This window comes from Pseudarthrobacter sulfonivorans (assembly GCF_014712225.1).
GTDB classification, from domain to species: Bacteria; Actinomycetota; Actinomycetes; order Actinomycetales; family Micrococcaceae; genus Arthrobacter; species Arthrobacter sulfonivorans.
In genome coordinates this window covers 15,591-38,275 of record NZ_JACXBW010000026.1, presented here as the reverse complement: position 1 = coordinate 38,275, position 22,685 = coordinate 15,591, and the positions used below count along the sequence as shown (strand labels likewise).

The window sequence follows — 22,685 nt, the reverse complement described above, 5'->3', positions numbered from 1 at the left end:
CTCCGGTGGGGGAGCGTCACGGCTTTAAGCGCCATCCTGATAACGGCGGATGGCGTGGCTGGCCTGCGCGAGTGCCAAAAGTTTCAGCAGAAGCTGACTGTGCATATGCATGCCGACGGCGGCCGTGAGGATCAGCTTGTCGATGCTCTCCGGGGCGGTGGTGGCCGCTATGTCGATTCCGGCGACGTCGTCCGCCGCCCTGCTGTAGGTCTTCAGCACGTCCGCTGAGGCAGGAATGTTGAGGCTCGCCATCAGCTGAAGGTGGGCGGCCAGTGCGTTCCGGGCGTCACTCGGCGCATCCGGCCATCCGCGGAGACGCACGACGGCGTCAGTTGCGGCTGCGGGTTCCCCGCCGATAGCTGTCGCGTAGTTTTCAAGACTCAGAACCACGCGCTGAACCGCGGCGAGGAGATCAAGGCGGGGCACGCCGTCGTCGGCCATTGTCACGAGGAGGCGGATCTGCCCGATGTTCAGGCCCACGATCCGCCGGAGTGCCTGGATCAGTTCGAGACGTTCAACGTGCCTGGCTGAATACTCCGCGCGGGTTGCGTGGATAGCCTCGCCGGCCGGCAGCAGGCCTTCACGCAGGTAGTACTTGATGCTCGCGGGCGAGATGCCTGACCGATCACTCAGTTCATTGAGCTGCACCGTTGCCCCTCGCTCCTGCCATGGCTGGCAGGATAGTGAATCACGCGCTGGCTATCCTGATGTACACCGTTGGATAGTGGCTCTATCCTAAGGCTATGGAGCCGTGGAATGTACTACTCGTCAGTCACGTGATTGCTGCACTCTTTGTCCTCGCCATCGGGCCGCTGCAAATTTTTCGGCGGCGGCGTGACCGAATCCACCGCAGCATCGGGTACCTCTGGGTTTCAGCCATGTATTACGTCTGCTTCAGCAGTTTCTGGATTGTGTCCGAAGGGCATTTCAGCTGGCTCCACGGGCTATCTGCCTTCACCATCGTGACCGTGACGCTGGGCCTGGTGAGTGCCATCCGCCGCAACATCCGTTCGCACTTGGGCAACATGGTTGGCAGCTACATTGGCATTGGCGTGGCCTTCGTTTTTGCCGTGACAGTGCCGGGCCGTGCCATTCCGGAGTTGCTCGCAACCGACCCCTCTTCCGTGGCCTTCGTCTGCGGGCTCGTGGTGCTGAGTACGCTGGTGATTTTCGTTTCGCTGAAGCGCGGTGGCGGGGTAGGCGGCACGAGCCGGACTGCTGATGCCGTGCAGGCGGCGGATGCCCGCACCGGTGCCTGACCGCCATCATCCTCACTGGGCTCGGGGGAAGTGCAAGAGGGTTTCCCGAAAACCCACAATAAGTGAGAGAGCGTCAGGGGAAAACGCACGTTAAGTGAGAGAGCGTTCGCCGAAAACCCACGTTAAGTGAGAGAGCGTTCGCCGGAAACCCACATTAAGTGAGAGAGCGTTTGGTTAGGTGAGGCCCACCGGGTTGCCTTCGCCGTCCACGTCCATGCGCATGGCGGCGGGGGCGGCGGGCAGGCCAGGCATCGTCATGACGGCCCCCGTCAACGCGACGATGAAGCCCGCGCCGGTCTTGGGGATGAGGTCGCGGACGTGGATGGTGAAGCCTTTGGGCGCGCCGAGCCGGGAGGCGTCGTCGGTGAAGGAGTACTGGGTCTTGGCCATGCAGACCGGCAATCCGGACCAGCCGTTCTTTTCGATGTCCGCCAGCCGCTTGAGGGCCGGGACGGAGAAGTCCACGCCGTCCGCACCGTAGATCTCCTGAGCGATGGTCCGGATCTTCTCCTCCACAGGCAGCTCCAGCGGGTATAGGTGCCGGAACCTCTTCGGCGCAGCGATCGCCGCCGCCACCTTCGCGGCGAGCTCGTCACCGCCGTCGCCGCCACCGCCCCGTCCCCACACGTCAGCCACGGCGGCCGGCACACCTTCCGCGGCACACCACTCCAGGAGCCAGTCGAGTTCCTCCGCAGTATCTGACGAGAACCTGTTGATGGCCACCACCGGCACCACGCCGAACTTCTCCACGTTGAGCACGTGCCGCCGGAGATTGGCGACGCCGGCGTGCAGCGCCTCGAGGTCGGGTTCCGTGAGCCGGTCCTTGGGCACGCCGCCGTGCATCTTGAGCGCGCGGACAGTTGCCACCACCACGACGGCGGACGGCGCAACGTCAGCCACCCGGGCCTTGATGTCCATGTACTTCTCCGCACCCAGGTCGGCGCCGAAGCCGGCTTCCGTGACCACGATGTCAGCGAGCCGCCGGGCCGTCTGGGTGGCGATCAGCGAATTGCAGCCGTGTGCGATGTTGGCGAACGGGCCGCCGTGAACCAAGGCGGGCGTGCCGGCGATGGTCTGGACGAGGTTCGGCTTGATGGCTTCCTTGAGAAGCAGCGTCAGCGCCCCCTGAACGCCGAGGTCCGCCACGGTGACAGGAACCCGGTCGTAGGTGTAGCCGAAGGTGATGCGGCCCAGGCGCTCGCGGAGATCGGCCAGATCCGTCGCCAGGCAGAAGACGGCCATGATCTCCGAGGCCACCGTAATGTCGAACCCGTCCTGGCGCGGCACACCCTGGGTCGGCCCGCCCAGGCCGATGATCACCTCGCGGAGGGATCGGTCGTTCATGTCCAGGACCCGCTTGAAGGTCATCCGGCGCGGGTCGATGTTCAGCTCATTGCCCTGGTAGATGTGGTTGTCCACGAGGGCCATCAGGGCGTTGTTCGCTGAGGTCACGGCGTGGAAGTCGCCCGTGAAGTGCAGGTTGATCTCGTCCATCGGCAGCACCTGGGAATAGCCGCCACCGGTGGCCCCGCCCTTCATGCCCAGCACCGGGCCGAGCGACGGCTCCCGCAGCGCGATCATCACCCTGTGGCCCGCCCGGGCCAGCGAGTCGGCAAGCCCGACCGTGGTGGTGGACTTCCCCTCCCCGGCGGGAGTGGGCGACATGGCGGACACGAGCACAACCCGTCCGAAGGGCTCCGGGGCCGTCAGAAGGGATGGATCAACCTTGGCTTTGTACCGGCCGTAAAGTTCCAAAGCTGCGGAGTTGATGCCCGCTTCGGCCGCAACTTGCTCGATGGGCCGGATGACGGCCTGCCTCGCGATTTCGAGGTCGTTCTGGGGAATCAGGCCGGACATTCAAGCTCCTTAGGGCGCCGCGACGGCCGGGGCCCCCGCAATGGTGGGCAGGGGCGGGGCCGGTCGACCGGCCAGTTTCTCGTCGACGGCGGCGTGGTACGTTTCCAGCGTGATGGCGGCTGTGCGGTTCCAGCCGAGGTTCTCCGCCCGGATGGAGGCGGCCCGCCCCATGTCGGCGCGGGTGTCCGGATCGTCGTACATGGCTTCGAGCGCGTCAGCCCAGTCCTTGGCGTGGTGCCCGTCCACCAGCAGCCCGGTCCGGCCATGCTGGATGGCCCGCGACAGGCCGCCCACCCGCGTGCCCACCACGGGGGTCCCGCACGCCTGCGCTTCAATGGCCACCAGCCCGAACGACTCGCTGTAGGACGGCATCACCACAACGTCGGCCGCCCTGAACCAGGACGCGAGCTCGGCCGCGCCGACCGGGGGAAGGTGCGTGACGACGTCGTCCATCCCAGACTCGGCGATCAGCTGCCGGAGGTTGAAGTCCTTGTTGCCGCTCAGGGCCCCGAGGATGGTGAGCCGGAGGTCGATCTCCGGACGCCGGGTGCGCAGCAGCGCCGCGGCCTTGAGCAGGACCTGCGGGCCTTTCAGCCGCTGGATGCGGCCGGCGAAGACCAGATGGAAGGTCTCCGGCGGGACGCCGCGCTCAGCCCGGGACCGGGCGCGGAAGGCCGGCGTGAAGGTGCTGAGGTCCACGCCCGGCGGCGCCACATCGATCCGGTCGGGATCGGCACCGTAGTGGTCGACCAGTTCCGTGGCTTCTGCGCTGGTGTTGGCGATCAGGCGCGTTGCGCCGTCCACGATCCGGTGTTCGCCCTCTTCGCGCCGCCGCGGCTCGGGCTGTTCGCCGGACTCCAGCAGGAGGTTCTTGACCTTGGCCATGGTGTGCATGGTGTGGACCAGCGGCACGCCCCAGAGCTCGGACAGCTCCAAGCCTGCGATCCCGGACACCCAGTAGTGCGAATGGATGACGTCGTAGCGGCCGTGCGGCTGGCGCTGGCGGATCTGCTCGATTTCGGCCACCATGCTGTGCAGCAGCGCCGGCAGTTCCTCCTTGGGGATTTTCCGCGGCGGCCCGGCAAGCACGTTGTGGACGCACACGCCAGGGTCGGGGTGCTCGACGGCGGCCTGCTTGGCCGAGGTGGAGCGCGTGAAGATCTCCACTTCGACGCCGGATTCGGCCAAGGCGGAGGCCAGTTCGCGGATGTAGACGTTCATCCCGCCGGCGTCACCGGATCCCGGCTGCTCCATGGGGGAGGTGTGGAGGGAGAGTAATGCGACCCTGCGGATCAGTGTCATCGCCCCTCCTTCCCGCCGCCGGCGCGGCGTCCGCCCCGGCTGTTGTGCACTCGGTAAAACACTACTCCTGCCGCCACAGTGCACCCAGCGCCGGGAACGCGTGCTCGTAGCCGGCCAGCAGCGCCGCCCCAAGGTCAGCTGAGTCCACCAGCGGATGCCGGCTGAAGGCCTCGACGGCGGCAGCCCGGTCGCCGTGCGTCGCGGCCCGGACGGTCAGCTGCTCCACCTCCTTGACCCGGCGCAGCAAGGCAAGTTGCTCCGCCGTGGGGGCCGACTGCGGAAGCGGCGCCGCGCCGTCGGGCGTTACCGTGCAGGGAACCTCGACGACGGCGTCCGCCGGCAATCCGGGAATGGCCGGCTTGGGTGGGGCTTCTCGCGCCGGACTCGCGCCGGCGGGTCTGGTGGGTCCGGCAGGGCCGGCGGGAAGGGTGTTGGGGGTGTTGAGGATCAGTTGCGTGTCGCCAGCGCCGGGGGAGGCGCCCGGAGCGGCGCCGGATGACCCGCCGGACGACCCGCCGGCCAGCGCGCGCATCACGGCCAGGGCGACGCGTTCGTAGCCGCCGCCGGCGAGGTCGGCCTCGTCGCGCTGCTCACCGTGGGTCCGCGCCTCGGCGAGGTAGCCTTCCTCGCGGGAGCGGCGGGCGGCGTCCCACAGCCGGTACGCGTCTGCTCCGGAAGCGGCGAGCCGCGGATACAGCTCGGCCTGCTGGAGGCGGATGGACTCGCCGCGCGTGACCGCCAGGGCACGCATGGCCGCAGCCGCACGGTCCCGCTGGTAGTAGTAATAGAGGTATTCATTGGGCAGGGCGCCGAGCTCAGCGAGGAACGGCTGCGGGAAAAGCCGGCCTTCTTCAAAGGACGCGAGGGCGGCCGGGTTGGCCAGCAACCCCGGCAGCAGATCCCGGCCCCCGGACTCCAGCCGGTACAGCCAGCCCAGGTGGTTCAGGCCGTAGTAGCCCACGCCGTCGAGCCTGCCTTCCGGCAGGGAGAGGCCGGCCGCGCGGGCCGCCCTGTGCACCAGCCCGCCAGCGGAATCGCAGATCCCGATGACTTTGCGGCCAAGGACAGGCACGAGCGCTTCCGTGACCATGCCCGCTGGGTTGGTGAAGTTGATCAGCCAGGCGTCGGGGCAGAGTTCCCGCATGTGTCGGGCCAGGTCCAGCATTTCGGGGATGGTCCGCAGGGCGTAGGAAATGCCGCCGGCGCCCGTGGTTTCCTGGCCAAGCAGGCCGAGGTCCTGGGCCACACGTTCGTCGGCGACGCGGCCTGCCGTGCCGCCGGGGCGGATGGCCGCGAACACGAGGTCCGTCCCGCGGAGGGCGTCCGGCAGGGACGTGGTGGTGCGGACGGCGGGTGGCCGCGCAGTGAGGTGAGTGCCGCCGTCGGGCGCGCCGCCGCCGGCAGCAGCCCCGCCGTCGGGCGTTGGCATGGCGGGCGTTGGCATGGCCCGCAGGACTGCGGCGATGGCACTGAGCCGGTCCGGGTCGACGTCGAACAGCACCAGTTCGCTGACCAGCCCGGCGAAGGGGCCAGAGACCAGCGCCCGGTACACAAGAGGCACGCGGAACCCGCCGCCGCCGGCAATCATGAGCCGCATAGTCAGCAGTGTAGGCCGTGCCGCGGACCCGCCCCTATCGCGGCGCTGCGGCAGGGCGTAGTCTGCCGGACATGGACGCCATCCCGGACCGCCGTTTCGATCCGCTTTCGTCCGTCCGAACGCAGGCCGACGGCGGGTTCGACCTCATCCTGGCGGGCACAGTTTTCCAGGACATCATCTTCACCGGCCTGCCGCACGCGCCCGAGCCCGGCACCGAAATCTGGAGCGAGGGAATGGGCAGCTGTCCCGGCGGCGTGGCGAACCAGGCCATTGCCGCGGCGAGGCTGGGCCTGAAGACCGGGCTCGCCGCCGCCTTCGGGGACGACGGTTACGGTGACTACAACTGGAAGATCCTGGCCGGGCAGGAGCACGTGGACCTCAGCCTGTCGCGCCGTGTTCCGGGGTGGCATTCGCCGGTCACGGTCTCGCTCAGCGTCCAGCAAGACCGTTCCCTGGTGACGCACGGCCACCCTGCGCCGGTGACGGCGTCCGAACTGATCGGCCCGCCGCCCCGGGCGCTCGCCGGGATCGCCGAGCTCGGCATCGAAATTGAACCGTGGGCAAAGGCCGCGCACCAGGCGGGGGTCAAACTGTTCGGGGACGTGGGCTGGGACCCCAGCGGGGAATGGGCGCCGGTCCGGCTGGAGAACCTGCAGTACTTCCATGCGTTCCTGCCCAACCAGCGCGAGGCGATGGCCTTCACCGGGAAGGACAACCCGTGGTCGGCGCTGTATGCCTTGGCCGACCGGGTGCCGGTGGCCGTGGTGACACTCGGCGTGCAGGGTGCCATGGCCGTGGACTCCGAAACGGGGGAGGAGGAGTGGGTGCCGTCGTTGCCGGTGACGGCCTTCGATCCCACGGGCGCCGGCGACTGCTTCGACGCGGCCTTCATTGTGGGCAGCCTCGCGGGCTGGCCGCTGGGGAACCGGCTCCGCTTCGCCAACCTTTGCGCTTCCCTGGCGGTGCAGGAAGTGGGCGGTTCACTGGCGGCGCCCGGCTGGGGCGACATCGCCGACTGGTGGAAGCGCGCCAACGCCCGGCCGGAACGCCAGAGCAGCCAGTGGCTCCGCCGCTTCGGCTTCCTCGCCGACATTGTCAGCGACGTTCCGCAGGCCGCCCAGCGTAGGGCCGGCGCCACCATCGCGCACCTCTCGGACGCGTAAAGCCCGACGGCGGGCGGCGCGCCGCGGGTGCCACCCTGGGGTGCCCGCGCGGCGCCTGAGAGCCGGCGATTATCGGGCCGTGACGTGCGGCTGGGCGGCTCGCACTAGAATCACTAGGGTGACTTACCCCGCAGCATCCGGTGACTTCCGTGCGTCCCCAGGAACGGATCCTCTGTACGAGCGGTCCGCCGTGATCGACCTGGACGCCATCCGCCACAACGTCCGCCGGCTGGCCGACGCGGCCTCGCCCGCCAAGGTCATGGCCGTGGTGAAGGCCGACGCCTACGGGCACGGCGCGGTCCCGGTGGCCCGGGCCGCCCTTGAGGCCGGTGCCTCCTGGCTGGGCGTTGCGCACATCTCCGAGGCCTTGACACTGCGGGCGGCCGGCATTGACGCACCGCTGCTGGCCTGGCTGCACACCACGGAAAGCAACTTCGCCGCGGCGGTTGCTGCCGGCGTCGACATCGGCTGCTCCGGCTGGGAGCTGGGGCGCATTGTGGCTGCCGCACGCGACCAGGAGCGCCCAGCGAGGATCCACCTGAAAGTGGACACGGGCCTGGGCCGGAATGGTGCAACGCTCGAATCCTGGGACCAGCTGGTGGGCGAGGCCATGGAGTACCAGGACCAGGGCCTCCTGCGCGTGGTGGGCATTTTTTCGCACCTCGCCGTGGCCGATGAGCCCGAACGGCCGGAAACCGACGAGCAGTTGGCCGTCTTCCGCGACGTGCTTGCTGTGGCCGAGGACGCGGGCGTGGACCCCGAGGTCCGCCACCTCGCCAACACCCCGGCCACGCTGTCCCGCCCCGACACGCACTTCGACCTGGTGCGCGTGGGCCTCGGCATCTACGGCCTCTCCCCGTTTGAAGGCCAGACCTCGGCCGAGCTGGGACTGCGGCCGGCCATGACGCTGCGCACCCTCGTGTCCCAGTGCAAGGACGTCCCCGACGGGCAGGGCGTCTCCTACGGCCTCCGCTACCGCACCAGCGGCCCGAGCAGCCTGGCCCTGATCCCGCTCGGCTACGCCGACGGCGTGCCGCGCGTGGCCACCGGCGGCCCGGTCCGGGTGGCCGGCCGGACCTACCCCGTGGTGGGCCGGATCGCCATGGACCAGATGGTCATCGACGTCGGCAACATCGGCCCCGCCGGCTCGGACCTCTTCGGTGCCGAGGCGGTGCTGTTCGGCACCGGGGACGACGGCGGCCCCACGGCCGACGACTGGGCGGCCGCCGCCGGGACCAACAACTACGAGATCGTCACCCGGATCAGCCCCCGGGTGCCGCGCCGGTTCATTAACGAAAGTCCCGCCGTCGGGCATTCTCCTGCTCCGCAGTCGGCCGAGAAGGTCACGCCGTGAGCGTGCCCGCCCAGGCAGAGCTGCCCACCTGGGAACAGACGCTCAGGGTCATGACGGCGGACCAGACCCACGCGCTCGGCGCGGCTTTGGGGGAGGTGCTTCAGGCCGGTGACCTGCTGGTGCTGACCGGCGAGCTGGGTGCCGGGAAAACCACGTTCACGCAGGGTCTCGGCGAGGGCCTGGGCGTGCGCGCGGGCATCATTTCGCCCACTTTCGTCCTGGTGCGTATCCATCCCAACCTGCCTGACGGCCCCCGGCCCGGCGGCCCGGACCTGGTGCACGTGGACGCATACCGGCTGGGATCGGCCTCGGAAATTGACGATATTGACCTGGAAAACACGCTGGACTCGGCCGTGACCGTGGTGGAGTGGGGGCGCGGCCGGGTGGAGCACCTGAGCGAAAGCCGCCTGGAAGTGGACCTGCACCGCGCCATCGGGCTGGACGCCGTGGGCGCGTCGGAACCGATCCCCGGCCACACCGACATCCTGGACTTCGACACCGAGGACGACGACGAGCCCCGCACCATCGTGCTGCGCGGCTTTGGTCCCCGCTGGAGCACCAAGCCCGTCCTCGGCGGCGCCTTCGAAGGGACACCCTGATGCTCATTCTTGCGATCGACACCTCCGCCGTGGCCAGCGCAGCCCTTGTCTCGGACGACGCCCTCGAAGGCGAAGTGGCCAGCTTCGCCACGGAGGACACCCGTAGCCACGCCGAAGTACTGGCCCCCGGCATCGAGGACCTGCTTTCGTCCGCCGGCGTCGCCGGCCAGGACATTGACGCGATCGTCGTTGGGGTGGGACCGGGTCCCTTCACCGGCCTGCGCTCAGGAATCGCCACCGCCCGCGCGCTCGCCTTCGTCTGGGACAAGCCGCTGCACGGCCTGATGAGCCTCGACGCCGTCGCCCTCGAAGTGGCCGAATCCACCGACGCCGCGGCCGAGTTCCTCGTGGTCACCGACGCCCGGCGCAAGGAGGTCTACTGGGCCCGTTACAGCCTGGCGGACGGTCAACTGCCCCGGCTGGAGGACGGCCCCCACGTCAGTTTCGCAGCAGACCTGCCGGACCTCCCGGCGTACGGGGCCGGCGCCGGACTCTACAGCGACGTCCTGCGCGCTGATCCCGGCTTCAGCAAGGAGCAGCCCGACGCGCTGTATCTGGGCCAGTTCGCCCTGGCCCGGCTCGCTTCCGGCGCTCAACTCCTCGACTCCACGCCCCTGTACCTGCGCGAATCCGACGCCCAGGTCCCCGGACCGCGGAAGCGGGCGCTGTGAGCGCGCCGGCCGGCACCGGCCGTTCCGGCGCCGACGGCGTGGTTTTCCGCGACATGGCGCTCGAGGATGTGCCCGCGGTGAACGCCCTCGAACAGCGGCTGTTCCCCGCCGACGCGTGGCCGGTGGAGATGTTCCTGGCGGAACTGTCCCAGCCGGAAACGCGCCGCTACACGGTGGCCGAGAGCGGCGGGGAGATTGTGGGCTACGCCGGCCTGATGTGCATCGAGCCGATCGCGGACGTCCAGACGATCGCCGTCGTGCCTGAATTCGAAGGGCGGGGGATCGGCTCGGCCCTCCTGACCCGGCTGATCGACGAGGCACGGCGCCGCCGCGCAGCTGATGTCCTGCTGGAGGTCCGCGAGGACAACCCGCGGGCCCAGCAGCTGTACGTGCGGTTCGGCTTCGAACAGATCCACGTGCGCCGCAAGTATTACCGCGACGGCGTCGACGCCCTCATCATGCGGCTGCAGCTGGTGCCCGACGGCCCCGCCCCGCCCCGCCCCTCAACAGCCGACGGCCCGGCAGCCGACGGCCCGACAACGGAAGCAGGACAGGCATGAACCGCTCGCAGCCCCTGGTGCTGGGCATCGAATCCTCCTGCGACGAAACCGGCGTGGGCATTGTCCGCGGCACCACGCTGCTCACCAACACCGTGTCCTCCTCGATGGACGAGCACGTGCGCTTCGGCGGGGTGATCCCGGAGATCGCCTCCCGCGCGCACCTTGACGCCTTTGTCCCCACGCTGCGCCAGGCCCTGGCCGATGCCGGCGTGAAGCTGGAGGATGTGGACGCCATCGCGGTCACCTCCGGCCCCGGGCTGGCCGGTGCGCTGATGGTGGGAGTGTGCGCGGCCAAGGCCCTCGCCCTCGCGACCGGCAAACCGCTTTATGCCATCAACCACCTGGTGGCGCACGTCGGCGTCGGGCTCCTGGACGGTATCCCGAACGGCGGTGCAAAGCCCGACGGCGGGTCCCCGGCTTCTGTGGCGGCGGGCGCCGCGGGTGCCCCGCGCCTGCCCGACAACCTCGGCGCGCTGCTGGTCTCCGGCGGCCACACCGAGATCCTCAAGATCAACAGCATCACCAGCGACGTTCAGCTCCTCGGCTCCACGATTGACGACGCCGCCGGCGAAGCCTACGACAAAGTGGCCCGCATCCTGGGCCTGGGCTACCCCGGCGGCCCGGCCATCGACAGGCTGGCCCGCACCGGCAACCCCAAGGCCATCAGGTTCCCGCGCGGCCTCAGCCAGCCGAAGTACATGGGCACCGCGGAGGAACCCGGCCCGCACCGCTACGACTGGTCCTTCAGCGGACTAAAGACCGCCGTCGCGCGTTGCGTCGAGCAGTTCGAAGCCCGCGGCGAAGAGGTGCCGGTGGCCGACATCGCCGCAGCCTTCCAGGAAGCGGTGGTGGACGTGATTACGTCCAAGGCCGTGCTGGCCTGCCGCGAGCACGGAATCAAGGACGTCCTGCTGGGCGGGGGAGTGGCGGCCAACTCCAGGCTGCGGGAGCTCACCGGCCAGCGCTGTGCGTCGGCCGGAATCAGGCTCCACGTGCCGCCGCTGGACCTCTGCACGGACAACGGGGCCATGGTGGCGGCCCTGGGCGCGCAGCTGGTGATGGCGGGGATCGGGCCGAGCGGCATCGGCTTTGCCCCGGACTCCTCGATGCCGGTCACCGCGGTGTCCCTCCCCGCCTGACCCGTCCCTCGACCCCCTGTGAACCGTCGCGGGGCACTTTGCGGGCGCCGGCGTCGCAAATCACGACGGCGGCTCGCGTGTCCGTGTCGAAGTGCCCCGTCTTGGGGAAGGGACTGCGTTAGCCCGTCGGGCCGTTCCGCATCTGCTTCACGAGGTCCAGCACCACGGCCTGCAGGTCCCCGCCATGCTCGGCGGCCACGCGGCGCTGGCGCTGGTAGCCGGCGCCGCGGCGGATGATCTTCTCGACGTCGGCCAGCTCATCCGGGCAGCCGAGCTTAGCGGCGACCGGCTCCAGCCGGTTCAGGGTCTCCACCAGGTGGTCGGTGACCAGTTGCTCGTTGCCGGCGGCATCGAGGATGATGATCGCTTCCATGCCGTAGCGGGCGGCCCGCCACTTGTTCTCCTGGATGTGCCACGGCGGCATGGTGGGGATGGTCCCGCCGTTGTCCAGCGTGGTGGAGAATTCGTCCACGAGGCACTGGGTGAGGGCGGCGATGGCGCCCACTTCCTCAAGGGTGGCCAGGCCGTCGCAGATGCGCATCTCGATGGTGCCGAGGTTGGGGACGGGCCGGATGTCCCAGCGGATCTCGGACAGGGTGTCGATCACACCGGTGGTGAACATGTCCTGGACGTAGGATTCGTATTCTTCCCAGGAACGGAACTGGAAGGGCAGGCCCGCCGTCGGCAGCTGCTGGAACATCAGGGCGCGGTGGGAGGCGTAGCCGGTGTCCTCGCCGCCCCAGTAGGGGCTCGACGCCGAGAGCGCCTGGAAGTGCGGGAAGTAGTTGACCAGGCCGTCCAGCACCGGAAGGGCCTTTTCGCGCCGGTCGAGACCCACGTGGACGTGCACCCCGTAAATAACCATCTGCCGGCCCCACCACTGCGTGCGGTCGATCAGCTTCGCGTAGCGGGCTTTGTCCGTCACCGGCTGCAGCTGCGGCGGGCTGAACGGGTGGCTGCCGGCGCAGAAGACCTCCACGCCCATGGGATCGGTGATTTCGCGGACGGCGGCCAGCGACCTGCTGAGGTCTTCCTTGGCATCGCCGGCCGTCTCGCAGATCCCCGTGACAAGTTCCACCGTGTTCAGCAGGAGTTCCTGCTTGATGTGGGGATGCTCGTCGTCTTCGTTAAGTTCGGGGTGTTTGGCTGCAACGCCGCGCAGCACCTCGTTGGCCACCGATGCCAGTTCGCCGGTCTGGCCGTTCACCAGGGCCAGCTCCCATTCCACACCAAGAGTTGATTGCTTCGATGAAGCGAAATCAATCTTCAAATGCGTTCCTAACTGTTCGGTTGTCCGTGGCCGCGCGCCGCGTCCAAGTCTAGTGCAGGGGTAGCATCGACTTAATGGCTTTGTTCGTACGGACCCGTGACAGTTTTCACAAAACTACCCTCTTCCTCGCTGCTGCGGCCGCCGCAGCAGCGATGGCTGCCTGTACCGCAGTCCCGGCCACAGCGCCGGAGCCTTCACGCTCCGCACCCGGCGCCGGGACTGCCTCGCCGCTGGCGTCGGAACGCCCGACGACGGCACCTCCTTCGGCGTCGCCCTCACCTGACCCCGGACTGAGGCCGCTGGGCTGGGGCCCGGAGCAGCGGGACCGGGATGTGGCCGCGGCCGCCGTGGCCAGGATGTCCGTGGAGGAGAAGGCAGGACAGGTCCTGATGCCTGTGTACGCCGGGACCGATCCTGCAGCCCAGGCCGCCACCATTGAACGCCTTCACCTGGCCGGTTCCATCATCATGGGTGACAACATTCCGCTGGATGCCAACGGCCAGGCGGACCTTGGAGCCATGACGGACGTGAACGCGCGGCTTTCGCAGGCTGCCCGCGCCGACGGCCGGCCGTGGCCGGGGCTGATCGGCGTGGACCAGGAAGGCGGGATCGTGGCCCGGCTGGGGGCACCGCTGACCGAGTGGCCAACACCCATGAGCTTCGGGGCCGCGGGCAACGCGCCCCTGGCCAAGGACGCCGGCCGGGCATTGGCTTCCGAGCTCGCGCCCCTCGGCTTCAACCTTGACTTCGCACCGGATGCCGACGTCACCGTCGGCCCGGCGGATCCCACCATCGGGGCACGGTCCATGTCGGGGAACCCGGACCAGGCCGGGCAGCTTGCAGTGGCGTTCTCCCAGGGCATGCAGGACGCAGGCGTCCTGCCCACCCTCAAACATTTCCCGGGCCATGGCTCCGTCACCGTGGACTCGCACCAGGATCTGCCGGTGCAGCCCGCAGGCATCACCGAGCTCGAGGCCCGCGACTGGAAGCCGTTCCGGGCCGCCGTCGCCGCCGGTATGCCCATGGTCATGACGGGGCACATCGCCGTGCCCGCGCTTGAACCCGGTGTTCCGGCGTCGTTATCGGCACCGACTTACGCAGCGCTCCGCGGCATGGGTTTCAACGGCGTAGCCGTGACCGACGCCCTGAACATGGGCGCCGTTCAGCAGAAGTATCCCGGCGGCTCCGCTGCCCCGGCTGCACTCGCCGCCGGAGCGGACCTGCTGCTGATGCCCGCCGACGTGGGCAAGGCCCATGCCGCCATCGTGGATGCTGTGGCCGCCGGAACCGTGCAGGCAGCGCGCCTGGACGAGGCGGCCACGCGGGTTGCCACCATGCTGGCCTGGCGCGGCCGGACGGCCTCATCCCCGGGCGCCCCGCAGGGAGCCGCGCCCGGCAGCAGCGGCGATACGTCAGCGAGGGTCTCCGACGCGGCCATCACGGTGCTGTCCGGGCAGTGTTCCGGACCCATCGCCCCCGCAGGCGTCCGGGTTGCCGGGGGATCGGACCAGGACAGGGCACGGTTCGCTGCGGCGGCCGCCAAGGCCGGGCTGAGCATCGGTCAGGGTCCCCTGCTCACGCTCGTCGGCTACGCGGGACGACCCGCCGGAGGCGACATTGCCGTGACGCTGGATGCGCCCTGGCCGCTGGCGGGTTCCGGCGCGCCCGTGAAGATTGCCCTTTACGGCCGGACCCCCGGCGCCTTCGATGCGCTGGTTGCCGTGCTGACCGGCAAGGCGATCGCCCCCGGGAAGCTGCCCGCCGCCGTCGGAAGCTTCCCGGCCGGCACCGGCTGCCCCTAACCCAACTAAGTAGCAGCTGATGTCGTTTTGAGTGTCCAAAACGACATCAGCTGCTACCTAGTTGGGGGAGGAAGGTTTAATGGTGACGTGCCCATTCTGAATAAAGACATGACCCTCTGCATCTCGCTGTCGGCCCGGCCCAGCAACAACGGAACCCGGTTCCACAACCACCTCTACGAGCAGCTGGACCTGAACTGGATCTACAAGGCGTTTGCCCCCACCGATCTGGCCCAGGCCATTGCCGGCGTCCGGGGCCTGGGGATCCGCGGCTGCGCTGTGTCCATGCCCTACAAGGAGGACGTGATGGCCCTCATCGATGAGCTGGACCCTTCCGCCAAAGCCATCGATTCGGTCAACACGATCGTGAACACCGACGGCCACCTCAAGGCCTACAACACGGACTACACGGCCATCGAACAGCTGCTGAAGAGCAACGCCGTGCCCACGGAGTACTCGGTGCTGGTCCAGGGCGCAGGCGGGATGGCCAAAGCCACGGTCGCAGCATTGCGTGACGCCGGATTTTCCGACGTCACCGTCATCGCCCGGAACGAAACCACCGGCCGGGCGCTCGCGGAACAGTACGGCTTCCAGTGGCGGGCAGCGCTCGACGGCGGCACCGCCGACCTGATCATCAACGTCACCCCCATCGGGATGGCCGGGGGTCCCGACGTCGACTCACTGTCCTTCCCCGAGGACGCCATCGCGGCGGCCAAAGTGGTGTTCGACGTCGTGGCGCTGCCGGCCGAAACGCCCCTGGTCAAGGCCGCGCGTACTGCCGGGAAACAGGTCATCACCGGTGCCGAGGTGGCCACCATCCAAGCGCTCGAGCAGTTTGTCCTCTACACCGGGGTGCGTCCCACCGCCGAGCAGGTCCGCGCCGCTGAGGACTTCATGCGCGCCCAGTAGCGCGCGCCGAGTAGGGGGCACCCGGTAGTCGAAGGATTAGACGGGTTGCACCGAGATGGCCACCCGGTCCTCCCCGATGCGGGTCAGGACCAGGGTGGCCGTCCTGGTTCCGGCCTTTTTGTTCCGGTAACCGGCCTTGCCGCCTGGGAGCAGCTGCTTCCGCAGTTCTTCCGGAGTGACGGACATGCCGCGTTTCTTGATGTCCAGCACCGTGATGCCGTGGTCCTTGACCCAGGCCTTGAGCGCCTTGACGTTGTACGGCATCACCTCCAGAACCCTGTAGGCGCGGGCGAAGGGCGTGTCCAGCCGGTTCGGGGCGCAGATGTAGGCGATGTGTTCATCCAGCAGGTGCCCGCACAGTTGAAGCGCGACGTCGGCAACCAAACCTGCGCGGATCACCGCGCCGTCCGGCTCGTACAGGTAGCCCTCTGCCGGACCCACCGGCGCTGTGGGACCGCCGTCGAAATCCTCGGCACTGGTGATCTCGGCGGCACCCTGCGGCCCGAGAAGCAGGGCAGCGCGGCGGATACCGGGCCGGCTGACGGAATTGAACCAGAGGGTCACTTCGGTGACGTCGCCGCCCACCGAGACCCACTGCGCCTCGCAGCCGGCAGGGACTGATTCGTGCGGCATCCCGGGACCCATTTTGACGCCGACAGCCCGTCCGGTGGCGGCGAGCGATTCCACAAAGGACAGCGGCGGCGAGAACGCCTCGGGATCCCAGATCCGCTTGGTGCCCGAGGTGGAGGTGACCCGGCGGGCGGGATCCAGCCAGACGCCGTCGATCCCGTCCAGCGGAACCGTCGTGGCGTCGGAATGCACCACGGTGGCGTTGGGAAACGGGATGAGGTTGACGGTGGCGCAGGCCGCGGTGGTTTCGTCCATCTCCACTGCCGTGACCGTGATGTCCATCGATGCCAGCGCCAGGGAGTCGGCTGCCAGCCCGCAGCCGAGATCCGCCACATGGCGGATGCCCGCCTGCGCGAACCGCTCCGCATGCCGGGCGGCAACGTTAAGCCGGGTGGCCTGCTCGAGGCCCGCCTGGGTGAAAAGCATGCTCCTGGCGAACTCGCCGAACTTCAGCTCAGCCTTGGTGCGCAGCCTGGACTGGGTGAGCACGGCTGAGACGAGTTCGGGGGAGTGGCCGGCCTTCCGGAGCGTCGAATTAAGCTCGAACGCCTCGTCCTCGCGGTACGGCCCCAGGGATGCCAGCAGCTCCCAACCCTCGCTCGTCAGCAGTGGGGCGATCTGTTCCTGCGGTGCTTGAGACATGGGTTCAAGCCTAGTGGAGGTGGCCAAGCGCCGGTTCCGGCTAGGGTTGAAGACATGGAAGACAGCGCAGGCACCCAGCCGTCCGGACCGCCCCGAAACAGCCGCACGGATCTGGTGAAGATTGCCCGCCCCGCCCTGATTGCAGGGTCCGCCATAGCGATTGTCTGCATCGCCCTGCTGGTGATCATCTTCTTCCTGGACACCTTCAATGCCACCGTCTATTCCGTAGGCGGCAAGGACATCCAGGACGCAACCGACGAAGCCCGCGACATCCGCAACCTCTACAGCGGCGCCCGGCTGGGCGGCGTCATCCTGCTGGTGCTCTCGCTGCTCGCAGCCCTAGGGGGCGCCGTCGTGCTTTATTTGCGGCGCGGCACCTTCAAGGACGGGAACGACGGCGACGAGGACGTCGATTTCGACGACCTCGGACGCTGAGGTGCCCTCCCGGCGCTCGTGAGCAGCACCCCTGAAATGACCAGTATTCCGCCCAGTATCTGCGGAACGGTGATGGGCTGACCCATCACCACGGTCATGATGGCGGTGAACACGGCGATGAGGTTCAGATAGTTGCCGGCGTTCGCCGCCGACGTGCTTTTCAGGGCGAGGTTCCAGAGGAGATAGGAACCCAGCGAGGGAAACAGGACGATGTAAGCCAGGGACCAGCCCTCTGCAGGGGTGGACGGCAGCCCGGCCCCCGCCGCCAGGGCGAAAGGGGTGAGGACAACCGCTGCCATGGCCACCTGAACCGCAGTTGACGTGATGGCGGGAATGGAAAGCCTGCGGGCAAGAATCGTGTAGAAGCCCCACACGGTAATGGCGGCCAGGATCAGCAGTTCGCCGGCGCCGATGGAGAAAGTCAGAAGCCGCCCGAGGTCGCCGCCGGTGAGAACCAGTACGACGCCCAGGAGACCCAGGACAACGCCCACCCAGCTCAGCGGGCCGGGCCTGTCCTGAAGCAGTATGACGGCCATGACCATGATCAGAGCCGGGTTCGCGGCCGTCACCAGCGAGGCGTTGAGGGCCGAGGTGTGCCCGAGCGCGCTGTAGAGCAACAGCGTGTAAGCGCTCATGCCCAAGGCGCTCAGGAGCAGCAGAGCCGGCCAGCGGCGAAGGACCGCGCGCCAGTCGGGACGTTCCACCGCATGGGCCAGCACCAGCAGCGGGACAGCGGCCAAAGCCCAGCGCCAGTAAGTCAGCTGAAGGGGCTGCATGGTTTTCATGGCGGCCTGGCCCACCACGAAGTTGCCCGCCCAAAACAGGGTGGCAAGGGTCAGGTACACGGCGGCTCGCACCGCCCCAATCTACACGGGGGCTGTTCACCAGGGACATAATTCTGGCACTCGCCTTGACCGAGTGCTAACGAGTACATAGAGTCGTCATTAGCACTCTCCCTAGGAGGGTGCTAACACATGAAGAGCTGCCAGCCAGGCTGCTGCCGGCACCGCGACGACGGTTTGCCAGCCACGGCGAAGCAGCTCAACTGTCCATGAATTTTGCTGACGTAGAAGGAGAGGTCCGAGTGTCGGTCTCTATTAAGCCTCTTGAGGATCGTATTGTTGTCCGCCCGCTCGAAGCCGAGCAGACCACGGCTTCCGGCCTGGTCATCCCGGACTCCGCACAGGAGAAGCCGCAGGAAGGCGAAGTTGTCGCAGTAGGCCCCGGCCGCTTCGAAGACGGCAACCGCGTCCCGGTCGACGTGGCCGTTGGCGACGTTGTTATCTACTCCAAGTACGGTGGAACCGAAGTCAAGACCGGCGGCACCGAGTACCTCGTGCTGTCCGCCCGCGACGTTCTGGCGATCGTCGTAAAGTAACTTTTGGATCCCCGTGCCGCTGACCATGCATCCCGCTGGTCAGCTGCGCGGGGTTCTGTCTTGAAAGGACAAAACCATGGCAAAGCAGCTTGCGTTTAATGACGCTGCACGCCGGTCGCTCGAAGCCGGCATCGATAAGCTCGCCAACACTGTCAAGGTGACGCTCGGCCCCCGCGGCCGCAACGTTGTCCTCGACAAAAAGTGGGGGGCACCCACCATCACCAACGACGGCGTCACCATCGCCCGCGAAATTGAGCTTGATGACCCGTACGAAAACCTCGGCGCGCAGCTGGCCAAGGAAGTAGCCACCAAGACCAACGATGTGGCCGGCGACGGCACCACCACGGCCACCGTCCTGGCCCAGGCCCTGGTCAAGGAAGGCCTGCGCAACGTTGCGGCTGGCGCCGCTCCGGGCCAGATCAAGCGCGGCATCGAGGTTTCCGTTGAAGCCGTTGCAGCCCGCCTGCTGGAGAACGCACGCCCGGTTGAAGGCACCCAGGTTGCCAACGTGGCCGCCATTTCCGCCCAGAGCGACGAAATCGGCGAGCTCCTCGCCGAGGCGTTCGGCAAGGTCGGCAAGGATGGTGTGATCACCATTGAGGAATCCTCCACCACGCAGACCGAGTTGGTCCTCACCGAGGGCATGCAGTTCGACAAGGGCTACCTGTCCCCGTACTTCGTCACCGACTCCGAGCGCCAGGAAGCCGTCCTCGAGGACGCCCTCATCCTGATCAACCAGGGCAAGATCTCCTCCGTGCAGGACTTCCTGCCGCTGCTGGAAAAGGCGCTGCAGAGCTCCAAGCCGCTCTTCATCATTGCCGAAGACGTCGAGGGCGAGGCCCTGTCCACCCTGATCGTCAACCGCATCCGCGGCACCCTGAACGTGGTTGCCGTCAAGGCCCCGGGCTTCGGCGACCGCCGCAAGGCCATGCTGCAGGACATCGCCACCCTCACAGGTGCGCAGGTTGTCTCCCCGGAACTGGGCCTCAGCCTGGACACCGTCGGCCTGGAGGTGCTGGGTACCGCCCGCCGCATCACGGTCACCAAGGACAACACCACCATCGTTGACGGCGCCGGTTCCGCAGAAGACGTCGCAGCCCGGGTTTCCCAGCTGCGCGCCGAGCTGACCCGCACCGACTCCGACTGGGACAGGGAAAAGCTCCAGGAGCGCCTGGCCAAGCTGGCCGGCGGCATCGGCGTGATCAAGGTTGGCGCAGCCACCGAGGTTGAGCTGAAGGAAAAGAAGCACCGCATCGAAGATGCAGTGTCCTCCACCCGCGCCGCCCTCGAAGAAGGCATCGTGGCCGGTGGCGGTTCCGCCCTCATCCACGCACTGAAGGCCCTCGACGAGGATCCCGCAGTGAAGGCCCTCGAAGGCGACGCCGCCGCTGCTGTGGGCATCGTCCGCCGCGCGCTGGTCCAGCCGCTACGCTGGATTGCCCAGAACGCCGGCTTCGACGGCTACGTTGTCACCGCCAAGGTTGCCGACCTCGAAACCAACAACGGCTTCAACGCCAAGTCGGGCGAGTACGAAGACCTGATCGCCGCCGGTGTCATCGACCCGGTCAAGGTCACCCGTGCAGCCCTGCGCAACGCTGCTTCAATCGCCGCGCTGGTCCTCACCACCGAGACCCTCGTGGTGGAGAAGCCCGCTGACGAAGACGAGCACGCAGGCCACAGCCACTAGTCCCCACCGTCACCCTCACCTCGCTTCGCGAGGTCAGGGAACCCTGACGGCGTGGGCCCACCCGCCGGCTCCCAAGTCTCGCTTCGCGAGGTCAGGGAACCCTGACGGCGTGGGCCCAGGCCCGCTGACAGTCGCTACAGAAACCGGTCCAGCATCCGCTGGGCCGGTTTTTGTGTGCCGTGGGATGCTAGCTTGCCGCCATCTCCTGCGTCTGGACGTCGCCCGCGCGCTCGTAGACCAGGGACACTGCCCCCTTCGGGAACGTGCGGGCCGGCTCCGTGAGGCGGAAGGTAGCCGGGATGGGCCAGGCGTCGAAGAGACGCTTGCCCTGGCCGAGGGTGATCGGATACAGCCAGAGGTGGAGGCGGTCCAGGAGATCGGCCTCGAGCAGTGAACGGATGAGGACGCCGCTGCCAAACATGTGCACCTCGCCGTACTCCTCCCGCAGCCTGCCGGCGGCCTCGGCATCCGGCAGCACCGTTGTGCCCTCCCAGCCCGGAGCCGTCAGGGTGTCCGAGACGACGAACTTGGGCACCCTGTTGAGCTTGCCGCCGATCTCGTCGGACTGGTGCGGCCAGAAGGCCGCAAAGATGTCGTAGGTCTTCCGCCCGAGCAGCAGGGCGTCGATGCGGCCGATCTCCTCGGTGATGGCCGCGCCGGCCTCGTCATCGGACACCGGCGCCTGCCAGCCGCCGTAGGCGAAACCGCCTTCAGGGTCTTCCTCGCGCCCGCCGGGCGCCTGGTAGACCCCGTCGAGGGTGATGAACAGGTTCGCGACGATGATGCCCATCCACCAAGTGTGGAACGGCGTTCCGGCACTGTCCAGAGCCGGCAGCGTGGCAGACTGATGGCATGCTGCTCGACGAGCTCGTGAAAACCACCAACGCCGTCGCGTCCACCCGCTCCCGGCTCGCGAAGGTCGCTGCGCTGGCGGAGCTGCTGCGCCGCCTCGAGCCCGGGGAGATCGCCACGGCCGTCGGCTTGCTCACGGCCAGGCCGCGGCAGGGCCGGGTAGGGATCGGCTGGCGCGGCATGTCGGCGGCCATGGGGGAGCCGGCCGCCGAGCCGAGCCTTACCGTAGCCGACCTCGACGCCGCACTGGATCGGCTGCTCATCACTGCAGGCTCCGGATCGGCCGCGGAGCGCGCCACGACCCTCCGGTTGCTCACGGCTGCAGCCATCGAGCGCGAGCAGGCCTTCATCGCCGGTGTGCTGCTCGGCGAACTGCGGACCGGCGCGCTCGAGGGTGTCCTCACCGATGCCGTGGCCCGTGCCGCTGACCGGCCCGTCGACGCCGTGCGCCGCGCGGCCATGCTCTCCGGCGACCTCGGCGGGACCGCCCTCCTGGCGATCACGGGCACTGCAGCCCAGCTTGACGCCGTCGGCCTTGTGGTCGGCCGTCCCGTGCAGCCCATGCTCGCCGCAACCGCGGCCAGCGCCAGCGAGGCGCTGGAGGTCACGGGGGAAGCATCCGTGGAATACAAGCTCGACGGCGCGCGCATCCAGGTGCATCGCCTCGGCGACGATGTTCGCATCTTCACACGCACCCTGGCCGAGGTGACCCACCGGCTGCCCGAGGTGGTGGAGGTGGTGCGCGCACTGCCGGTCCGCGATGTGATTCTCGACGGCGAGACCCTCGCCCTCGACGAGGACGGCGGCCCGAGGCCGTTCCAGGAGACCATGTCGCGGTTCGGGGCGGATGCGGTGCGCGCAACGCTGCTCCATCCCTGGTTCTTCGACGTGCTGCACATCGACGGGCGGGACCTGCTCGACGAGCCGCTGTCCACACGGATCGGTGTGCTTGAGCGCATCGCTTCCGGGCACCGGATCCCTGGGGAGATCACGGCGGATGCCGCTGTTGCCGAGAGAGTCTCCCGCGACGCGCTCGCCGCGGGCCATGAGGGTGTGGTGGTGAAGGCGGTGGGATCGGCGTACGCGGCCGGTCGGCGTGGTTCCAACTGGATCAAGGTGAAGCCGGTGCTGACCTACGACCTGGTGGTCCTCGCCTGCGAGTGGGGGTCCGGCCGGCGCACCGGGCTGCTGTCGAACCTCCATCTCGGAGCGCTTGACCCCACCGGCGAGTTCGGCGAGCCCGGCGGCTACGTGATGGTCGGGAAGACGTTTAAAGGCCTCACCGACGCGCTGCTGCGCTGGCAGACCGAGAGGTTCCAGGAGCTCGAGGTGCGGCGTACGGCGGGCACCGTCTGGGTTGAACCTGTCACCGTCGTCGAGATCGCCATCGACGGCGTGCAGCAGTCCTCGCGCTATCCGGGCGGGATCGCACTGCGGTTCGCACGGGTGAAGCGCTACCGCGACGACAAAACGCCGGCGGAGGCCGACACGATTCAGACGCTGCGCGGGCTGCTGCCTTCCTAGCTTGTGCGGCTTCTCGACCGGGCGTACCGTGGCGCTTAATACCGCTGCCCGCCTGCAC

21 protein-coding genes are annotated in these 22,685 nt (G+C 68.3%); 13 read left to right on the top strand and 8 right to left on the bottom strand.

Annotated features, from left to right (window positions below; all coding sequences use genetic code 11):
* Window positions 1-24: 24 nt before the first annotated feature.
* The gene (locus IAQ70_RS21740) at window positions 25-648 is read right to left on the bottom strand and encodes a MerR family transcriptional regulator (protein ID WP_190992032.1); all 624 of its coding nucleotides are present in this window, start codon (window positions 646-648) and stop codon (window positions 25-27) included.
* A gap of 95 nt (window positions 649-743) precedes the next feature.
* Here IAQ70_RS21740 and IAQ70_RS21735 point away from each other — a divergent pair, with 95 nt between their 5' ends.
* Window positions 744-1,259, top strand: a complete 516-nt coding sequence (locus tag IAQ70_RS21735) for a DUF2306 domain-containing protein (RefSeq protein WP_190992031.1) — start codon at window positions 744-746, stop codon at window positions 1,257-1,259.
* Between the two features lie 174 nt (window positions 1,260-1,433).
* Here the strand turns inward: IAQ70_RS21735 and IAQ70_RS21730 are convergent, their stop codons facing one another.
* The 3 genes from IAQ70_RS21730 to IAQ70_RS21720 form a co-directional block, all read right to left on the bottom strand.
* Entirely contained in the window at window positions 1,434-3,116 is a 1,683-nt protein-coding gene (locus IAQ70_RS21730; RefSeq protein WP_190992030.1) for a formate--tetrahydrofolate ligase, read from the bottom strand.
* Window positions 3,117-3,125: 9 nt separating this feature from the next.
* Window positions 3,126-4,418, bottom strand: a complete 1,293-nt coding sequence (gene mshA, locus IAQ70_RS21725; RefSeq protein WP_190992029.1) for a D-inositol-3-phosphate glycosyltransferase — start codon at window positions 4,416-4,418, stop codon at window positions 3,126-3,128.
* 61 nt (window positions 4,419-4,479) lie between these two features.
* Window positions 4,480-6,015, bottom strand: a complete 1,536-nt coding sequence (locus IAQ70_RS21720) for a family 4 glycosyl hydrolase (RefSeq protein WP_190992028.1) — start codon at window positions 6,013-6,015, stop codon at window positions 4,480-4,482.
* Between the two features lie 71 nt (window positions 6,016-6,086).
* Here IAQ70_RS21720 and IAQ70_RS21715 point away from each other — a divergent pair, with 71 nt between their 5' ends.
* The 6 genes from IAQ70_RS21715 to tsaD all read left to right on the top strand — a co-directional run bounded on the left by IAQ70_RS21715 (window position 6,087) and on the right by tsaD (window position 11,501).
* Window positions 6,087-7,178 carry a PfkB family carbohydrate kinase gene (locus IAQ70_RS21715; protein ID WP_190992027.1) on the top strand — a complete coding sequence of 364 codons (1,092 nt, stop codon included), beginning with the start codon at window positions 6,087-6,089 and terminating at the stop codon, window positions 7,176-7,178.
* 118 nt (window positions 7,179-7,296) lie between these two features.
* The gene (gene alr / locus IAQ70_RS21710; protein WP_190992026.1) at window positions 7,297-8,532 is read left to right on the top strand and encodes an alanine racemase; all 1,236 of its coding nucleotides are present in this window, start codon (window positions 7,297-7,299) and stop codon (window positions 8,530-8,532) included.
* 50 nt (window positions 8,533-8,582) lie between these two features.
* Window positions 8,583-9,131: a tRNA (adenosine(37)-N6)-threonylcarbamoyltransferase complex ATPase subunit type 1 TsaE gene (gene tsaE, locus IAQ70_RS21705; protein ID WP_190992036.1), complete on the top strand. Its 549-nt coding sequence runs from the start codon at window positions 8,583-8,585 to the stop codon at window positions 9,129-9,131.
* Window positions 9,131-9,802, top strand: a complete 672-nt coding sequence (tsaB, locus tag IAQ70_RS21700; RefSeq protein ID WP_190992025.1) for a tRNA (adenosine(37)-N6)-threonylcarbamoyltransferase complex dimerization subunit type 1 TsaB — start codon at window positions 9,131-9,133, stop codon at window positions 9,800-9,802. The genes tsaE and tsaB overlap by 1 nt, the downstream gene beginning before the upstream one ends.
* Before the next feature lie 53 nt (window positions 9,803-9,855).
* On the top strand, window positions 9,856-10,362 hold the full coding sequence (rimI, locus tag IAQ70_RS21695) for a ribosomal protein S18-alanine N-acetyltransferase (protein ID WP_190992035.1): 507 nt from the start codon (window positions 9,856-9,858) through the stop codon (window positions 10,360-10,362).
* Window positions 10,359-11,501, top strand: a complete 1,143-nt coding sequence (tsaD, locus tag IAQ70_RS21690) for a tRNA (adenosine(37)-N6)-threonylcarbamoyltransferase complex transferase subunit TsaD (protein WP_190992024.1) — start codon at window positions 10,359-10,361, stop codon at window positions 11,499-11,501. The genes rimI and tsaD overlap by 4 nt, the downstream gene beginning before the upstream one ends.
* A gap of 118 nt (window positions 11,502-11,619) precedes the next feature.
* Here tsaD and IAQ70_RS21685 read toward each other — a convergent pair whose 3' ends face one another.
* Window positions 11,620-12,771, bottom strand: coding sequence for a glutamate--cysteine ligase (locus tag IAQ70_RS21685; RefSeq protein ID WP_190992023.1), 1,152 nt, complete (start codon window positions 12,769-12,771; stop codon window positions 11,620-11,622).
* A gap of 356 nt (window positions 12,772-13,127) precedes the next feature.
* Between IAQ70_RS21685 and IAQ70_RS21680 the strand changes: the two genes are divergently transcribed.
* The gene (locus IAQ70_RS21680) at window positions 13,128-14,573 is read left to right on the top strand and encodes a glycoside hydrolase family 3 N-terminal domain-containing protein (RefSeq protein ID WP_223860526.1); all 1,446 of its coding nucleotides are present in this window, start codon (window positions 13,128-13,130) and stop codon (window positions 14,571-14,573) included.
* Between the two features lie 87 nt (window positions 14,574-14,660).
* The gene (locus tag IAQ70_RS21675; RefSeq protein ID WP_317983740.1) at window positions 14,661-15,479 is read left to right on the top strand and encodes a shikimate 5-dehydrogenase; all 819 of its coding nucleotides are present in this window, start codon (window positions 14,661-14,663) and stop codon (window positions 15,477-15,479) included.
* A 36-nt stretch (window positions 15,480-15,515) separates the two neighbouring features.
* Here the strand turns inward: IAQ70_RS21675 and IAQ70_RS21670 are convergent, their stop codons facing one another.
* Entirely contained in the window at window positions 15,516-16,751 is a 1,236-nt protein-coding gene (locus IAQ70_RS21670; protein ID WP_190992022.1) for a class I SAM-dependent methyltransferase, read from the bottom strand.
* Window positions 16,752-16,805: 54 nt separating this feature from the next.
* On the opposite strand from IAQ70_RS21670, the gene IAQ70_RS21665 reads away from it, so the two are divergent.
* Window positions 16,806-17,186: a hypothetical protein gene (locus IAQ70_RS21665; protein ID WP_190992021.1), complete on the top strand. Its 381-nt coding sequence runs from the start codon at window positions 16,806-16,808 to the stop codon at window positions 17,184-17,186.
* On the opposite strand, the gene IAQ70_RS21660 is transcribed toward IAQ70_RS21665, so the two are convergent.
* The gene (locus IAQ70_RS21660; protein WP_190992020.1) at window positions 17,111-18,043 is read right to left on the bottom strand and encodes a DMT family transporter; all 933 of its coding nucleotides are present in this window, start codon (window positions 18,041-18,043) and stop codon (window positions 17,111-17,113) included. The genes IAQ70_RS21665 and IAQ70_RS21660 overlap by 76 nt on opposite strands.
* 227 nt (window positions 18,044-18,270) lie before the next feature.
* Here IAQ70_RS21660 and groES point away from each other — a divergent pair, with 227 nt between their 5' ends.
* Window positions 18,271-18,564, top strand: a complete 294-nt coding sequence (gene groES / locus IAQ70_RS21655) for a co-chaperone GroES (protein ID WP_003805290.1) — start codon at window positions 18,271-18,273, stop codon at window positions 18,562-18,564.
* Between the two features lie 76 nt (window positions 18,565-18,640).
* The gene (gene groL, locus IAQ70_RS21650; protein ID WP_190992019.1) at window positions 18,641-20,251 is read left to right on the top strand and encodes a chaperonin GroEL; all 1,611 of its coding nucleotides are present in this window, start codon (window positions 18,641-18,643) and stop codon (window positions 20,249-20,251) included.
* Window positions 20,252-20,438: 187 nt separating this feature from the next.
* Here groL and IAQ70_RS21645 read toward each other — a convergent pair whose 3' ends face one another.
* Window positions 20,439-21,041, bottom strand: a complete 603-nt coding sequence (locus IAQ70_RS21645) for a dihydrofolate reductase family protein (protein ID WP_190992018.1) — start codon at window positions 21,039-21,041, stop codon at window positions 20,439-20,441.
* A gap of 62 nt (window positions 21,042-21,103) precedes the next feature.
* Here IAQ70_RS21645 and IAQ70_RS21640 point away from each other — a divergent pair, with 62 nt between their 5' ends.
* Window positions 21,104-22,627 carry an ATP-dependent DNA ligase gene (locus tag IAQ70_RS21640; protein ID WP_190992017.1) on the top strand — a complete coding sequence of 508 codons (1,524 nt, stop codon included), beginning with the start codon at window positions 21,104-21,106 and terminating at the stop codon, window positions 22,625-22,627.
* Window positions 22,628-22,685: the final 58 nt, after the last annotated feature.

Coding starts and splice junctions, on each gene's coding strand:
- IAQ70_RS21670 (WP_190992022.1), bottom strand. CDS start 16,751: ATGTCTCAAGCACCGCAGGAACAGATCGCCCCACTGCTGACGAGCGAG.
- groL (WP_190992019.1), top strand. CDS start 18,641: ATGGCAAAGCAGCTTGCGTTTAATGACGCTGCACGCCGGTCGCTCGAA.
- IAQ70_RS21720 (WP_190992028.1), bottom strand. CDS start 6,015: ATGCGGCTCATGATTGCCGGCGGCGGCGGGTTCCGCGTGCCTCTTGTG.
- tsaB (WP_190992025.1), top strand. CDS start 9,131: ATGCTCATTCTTGCGATCGACACCTCCGCCGTGGCCAGCGCAGCCCTT.
- rimI (WP_190992035.1), top strand. CDS start 9,856: ATGGCGCTCGAGGATGTGCCCGCGGTGAACGCCCTCGAACAGCGGCTG.
- IAQ70_RS21665 (WP_190992021.1), top strand. CDS start 16,806: ATGGAAGACAGCGCAGGCACCCAGCCGTCCGGACCGCCCCGAAACAGC.
- IAQ70_RS21680 (WP_223860526.1), top strand. CDS start 13,128: ATGTCCGTGGAGGAGAAGGCAGGACAGGTCCTGATGCCTGTGTACGCC.
- mshA (WP_190992029.1), bottom strand. CDS start 4,418: ATGACACTGATCCGCAGGGTCGCATTACTCTCCCTCCACACCTCCCCC.
- tsaD (WP_190992024.1), top strand. CDS start 10,359: ATGAACCGCTCGCAGCCCCTGGTGCTGGGCATCGAATCCTCCTGCGAC.
- IAQ70_RS21640 (WP_190992017.1), top strand. CDS start 21,104: ATGCTGCTCGACGAGCTCGTGAAAACCACCAACGCCGTCGCGTCCACC.
- IAQ70_RS21715 (WP_190992027.1), top strand. CDS start 6,087: ATGGACGCCATCCCGGACCGCCGTTTCGATCCGCTTTCGTCCGTCCGA.
- tsaE (WP_190992036.1), top strand. CDS start 8,583: ATGACGGCGGACCAGACCCACGCGCTCGGCGCGGCTTTGGGGGAGGTG.
- IAQ70_RS21735 (WP_190992031.1), top strand. CDS start 744: ATGGAGCCGTGGAATGTACTACTCGTCAGTCACGTGATTGCTGCACTC.
- IAQ70_RS21730 (WP_190992030.1), bottom strand. CDS start 3,116: ATGTCCGGCCTGATTCCCCAGAACGACCTCGAAATCGCGAGGCAGGCC.
- IAQ70_RS21645 (WP_190992018.1), bottom strand. CDS start 21,041: ATGGGCATCATCGTCGCGAACCTGTTCATCACCCTCGACGGGGTCTAC.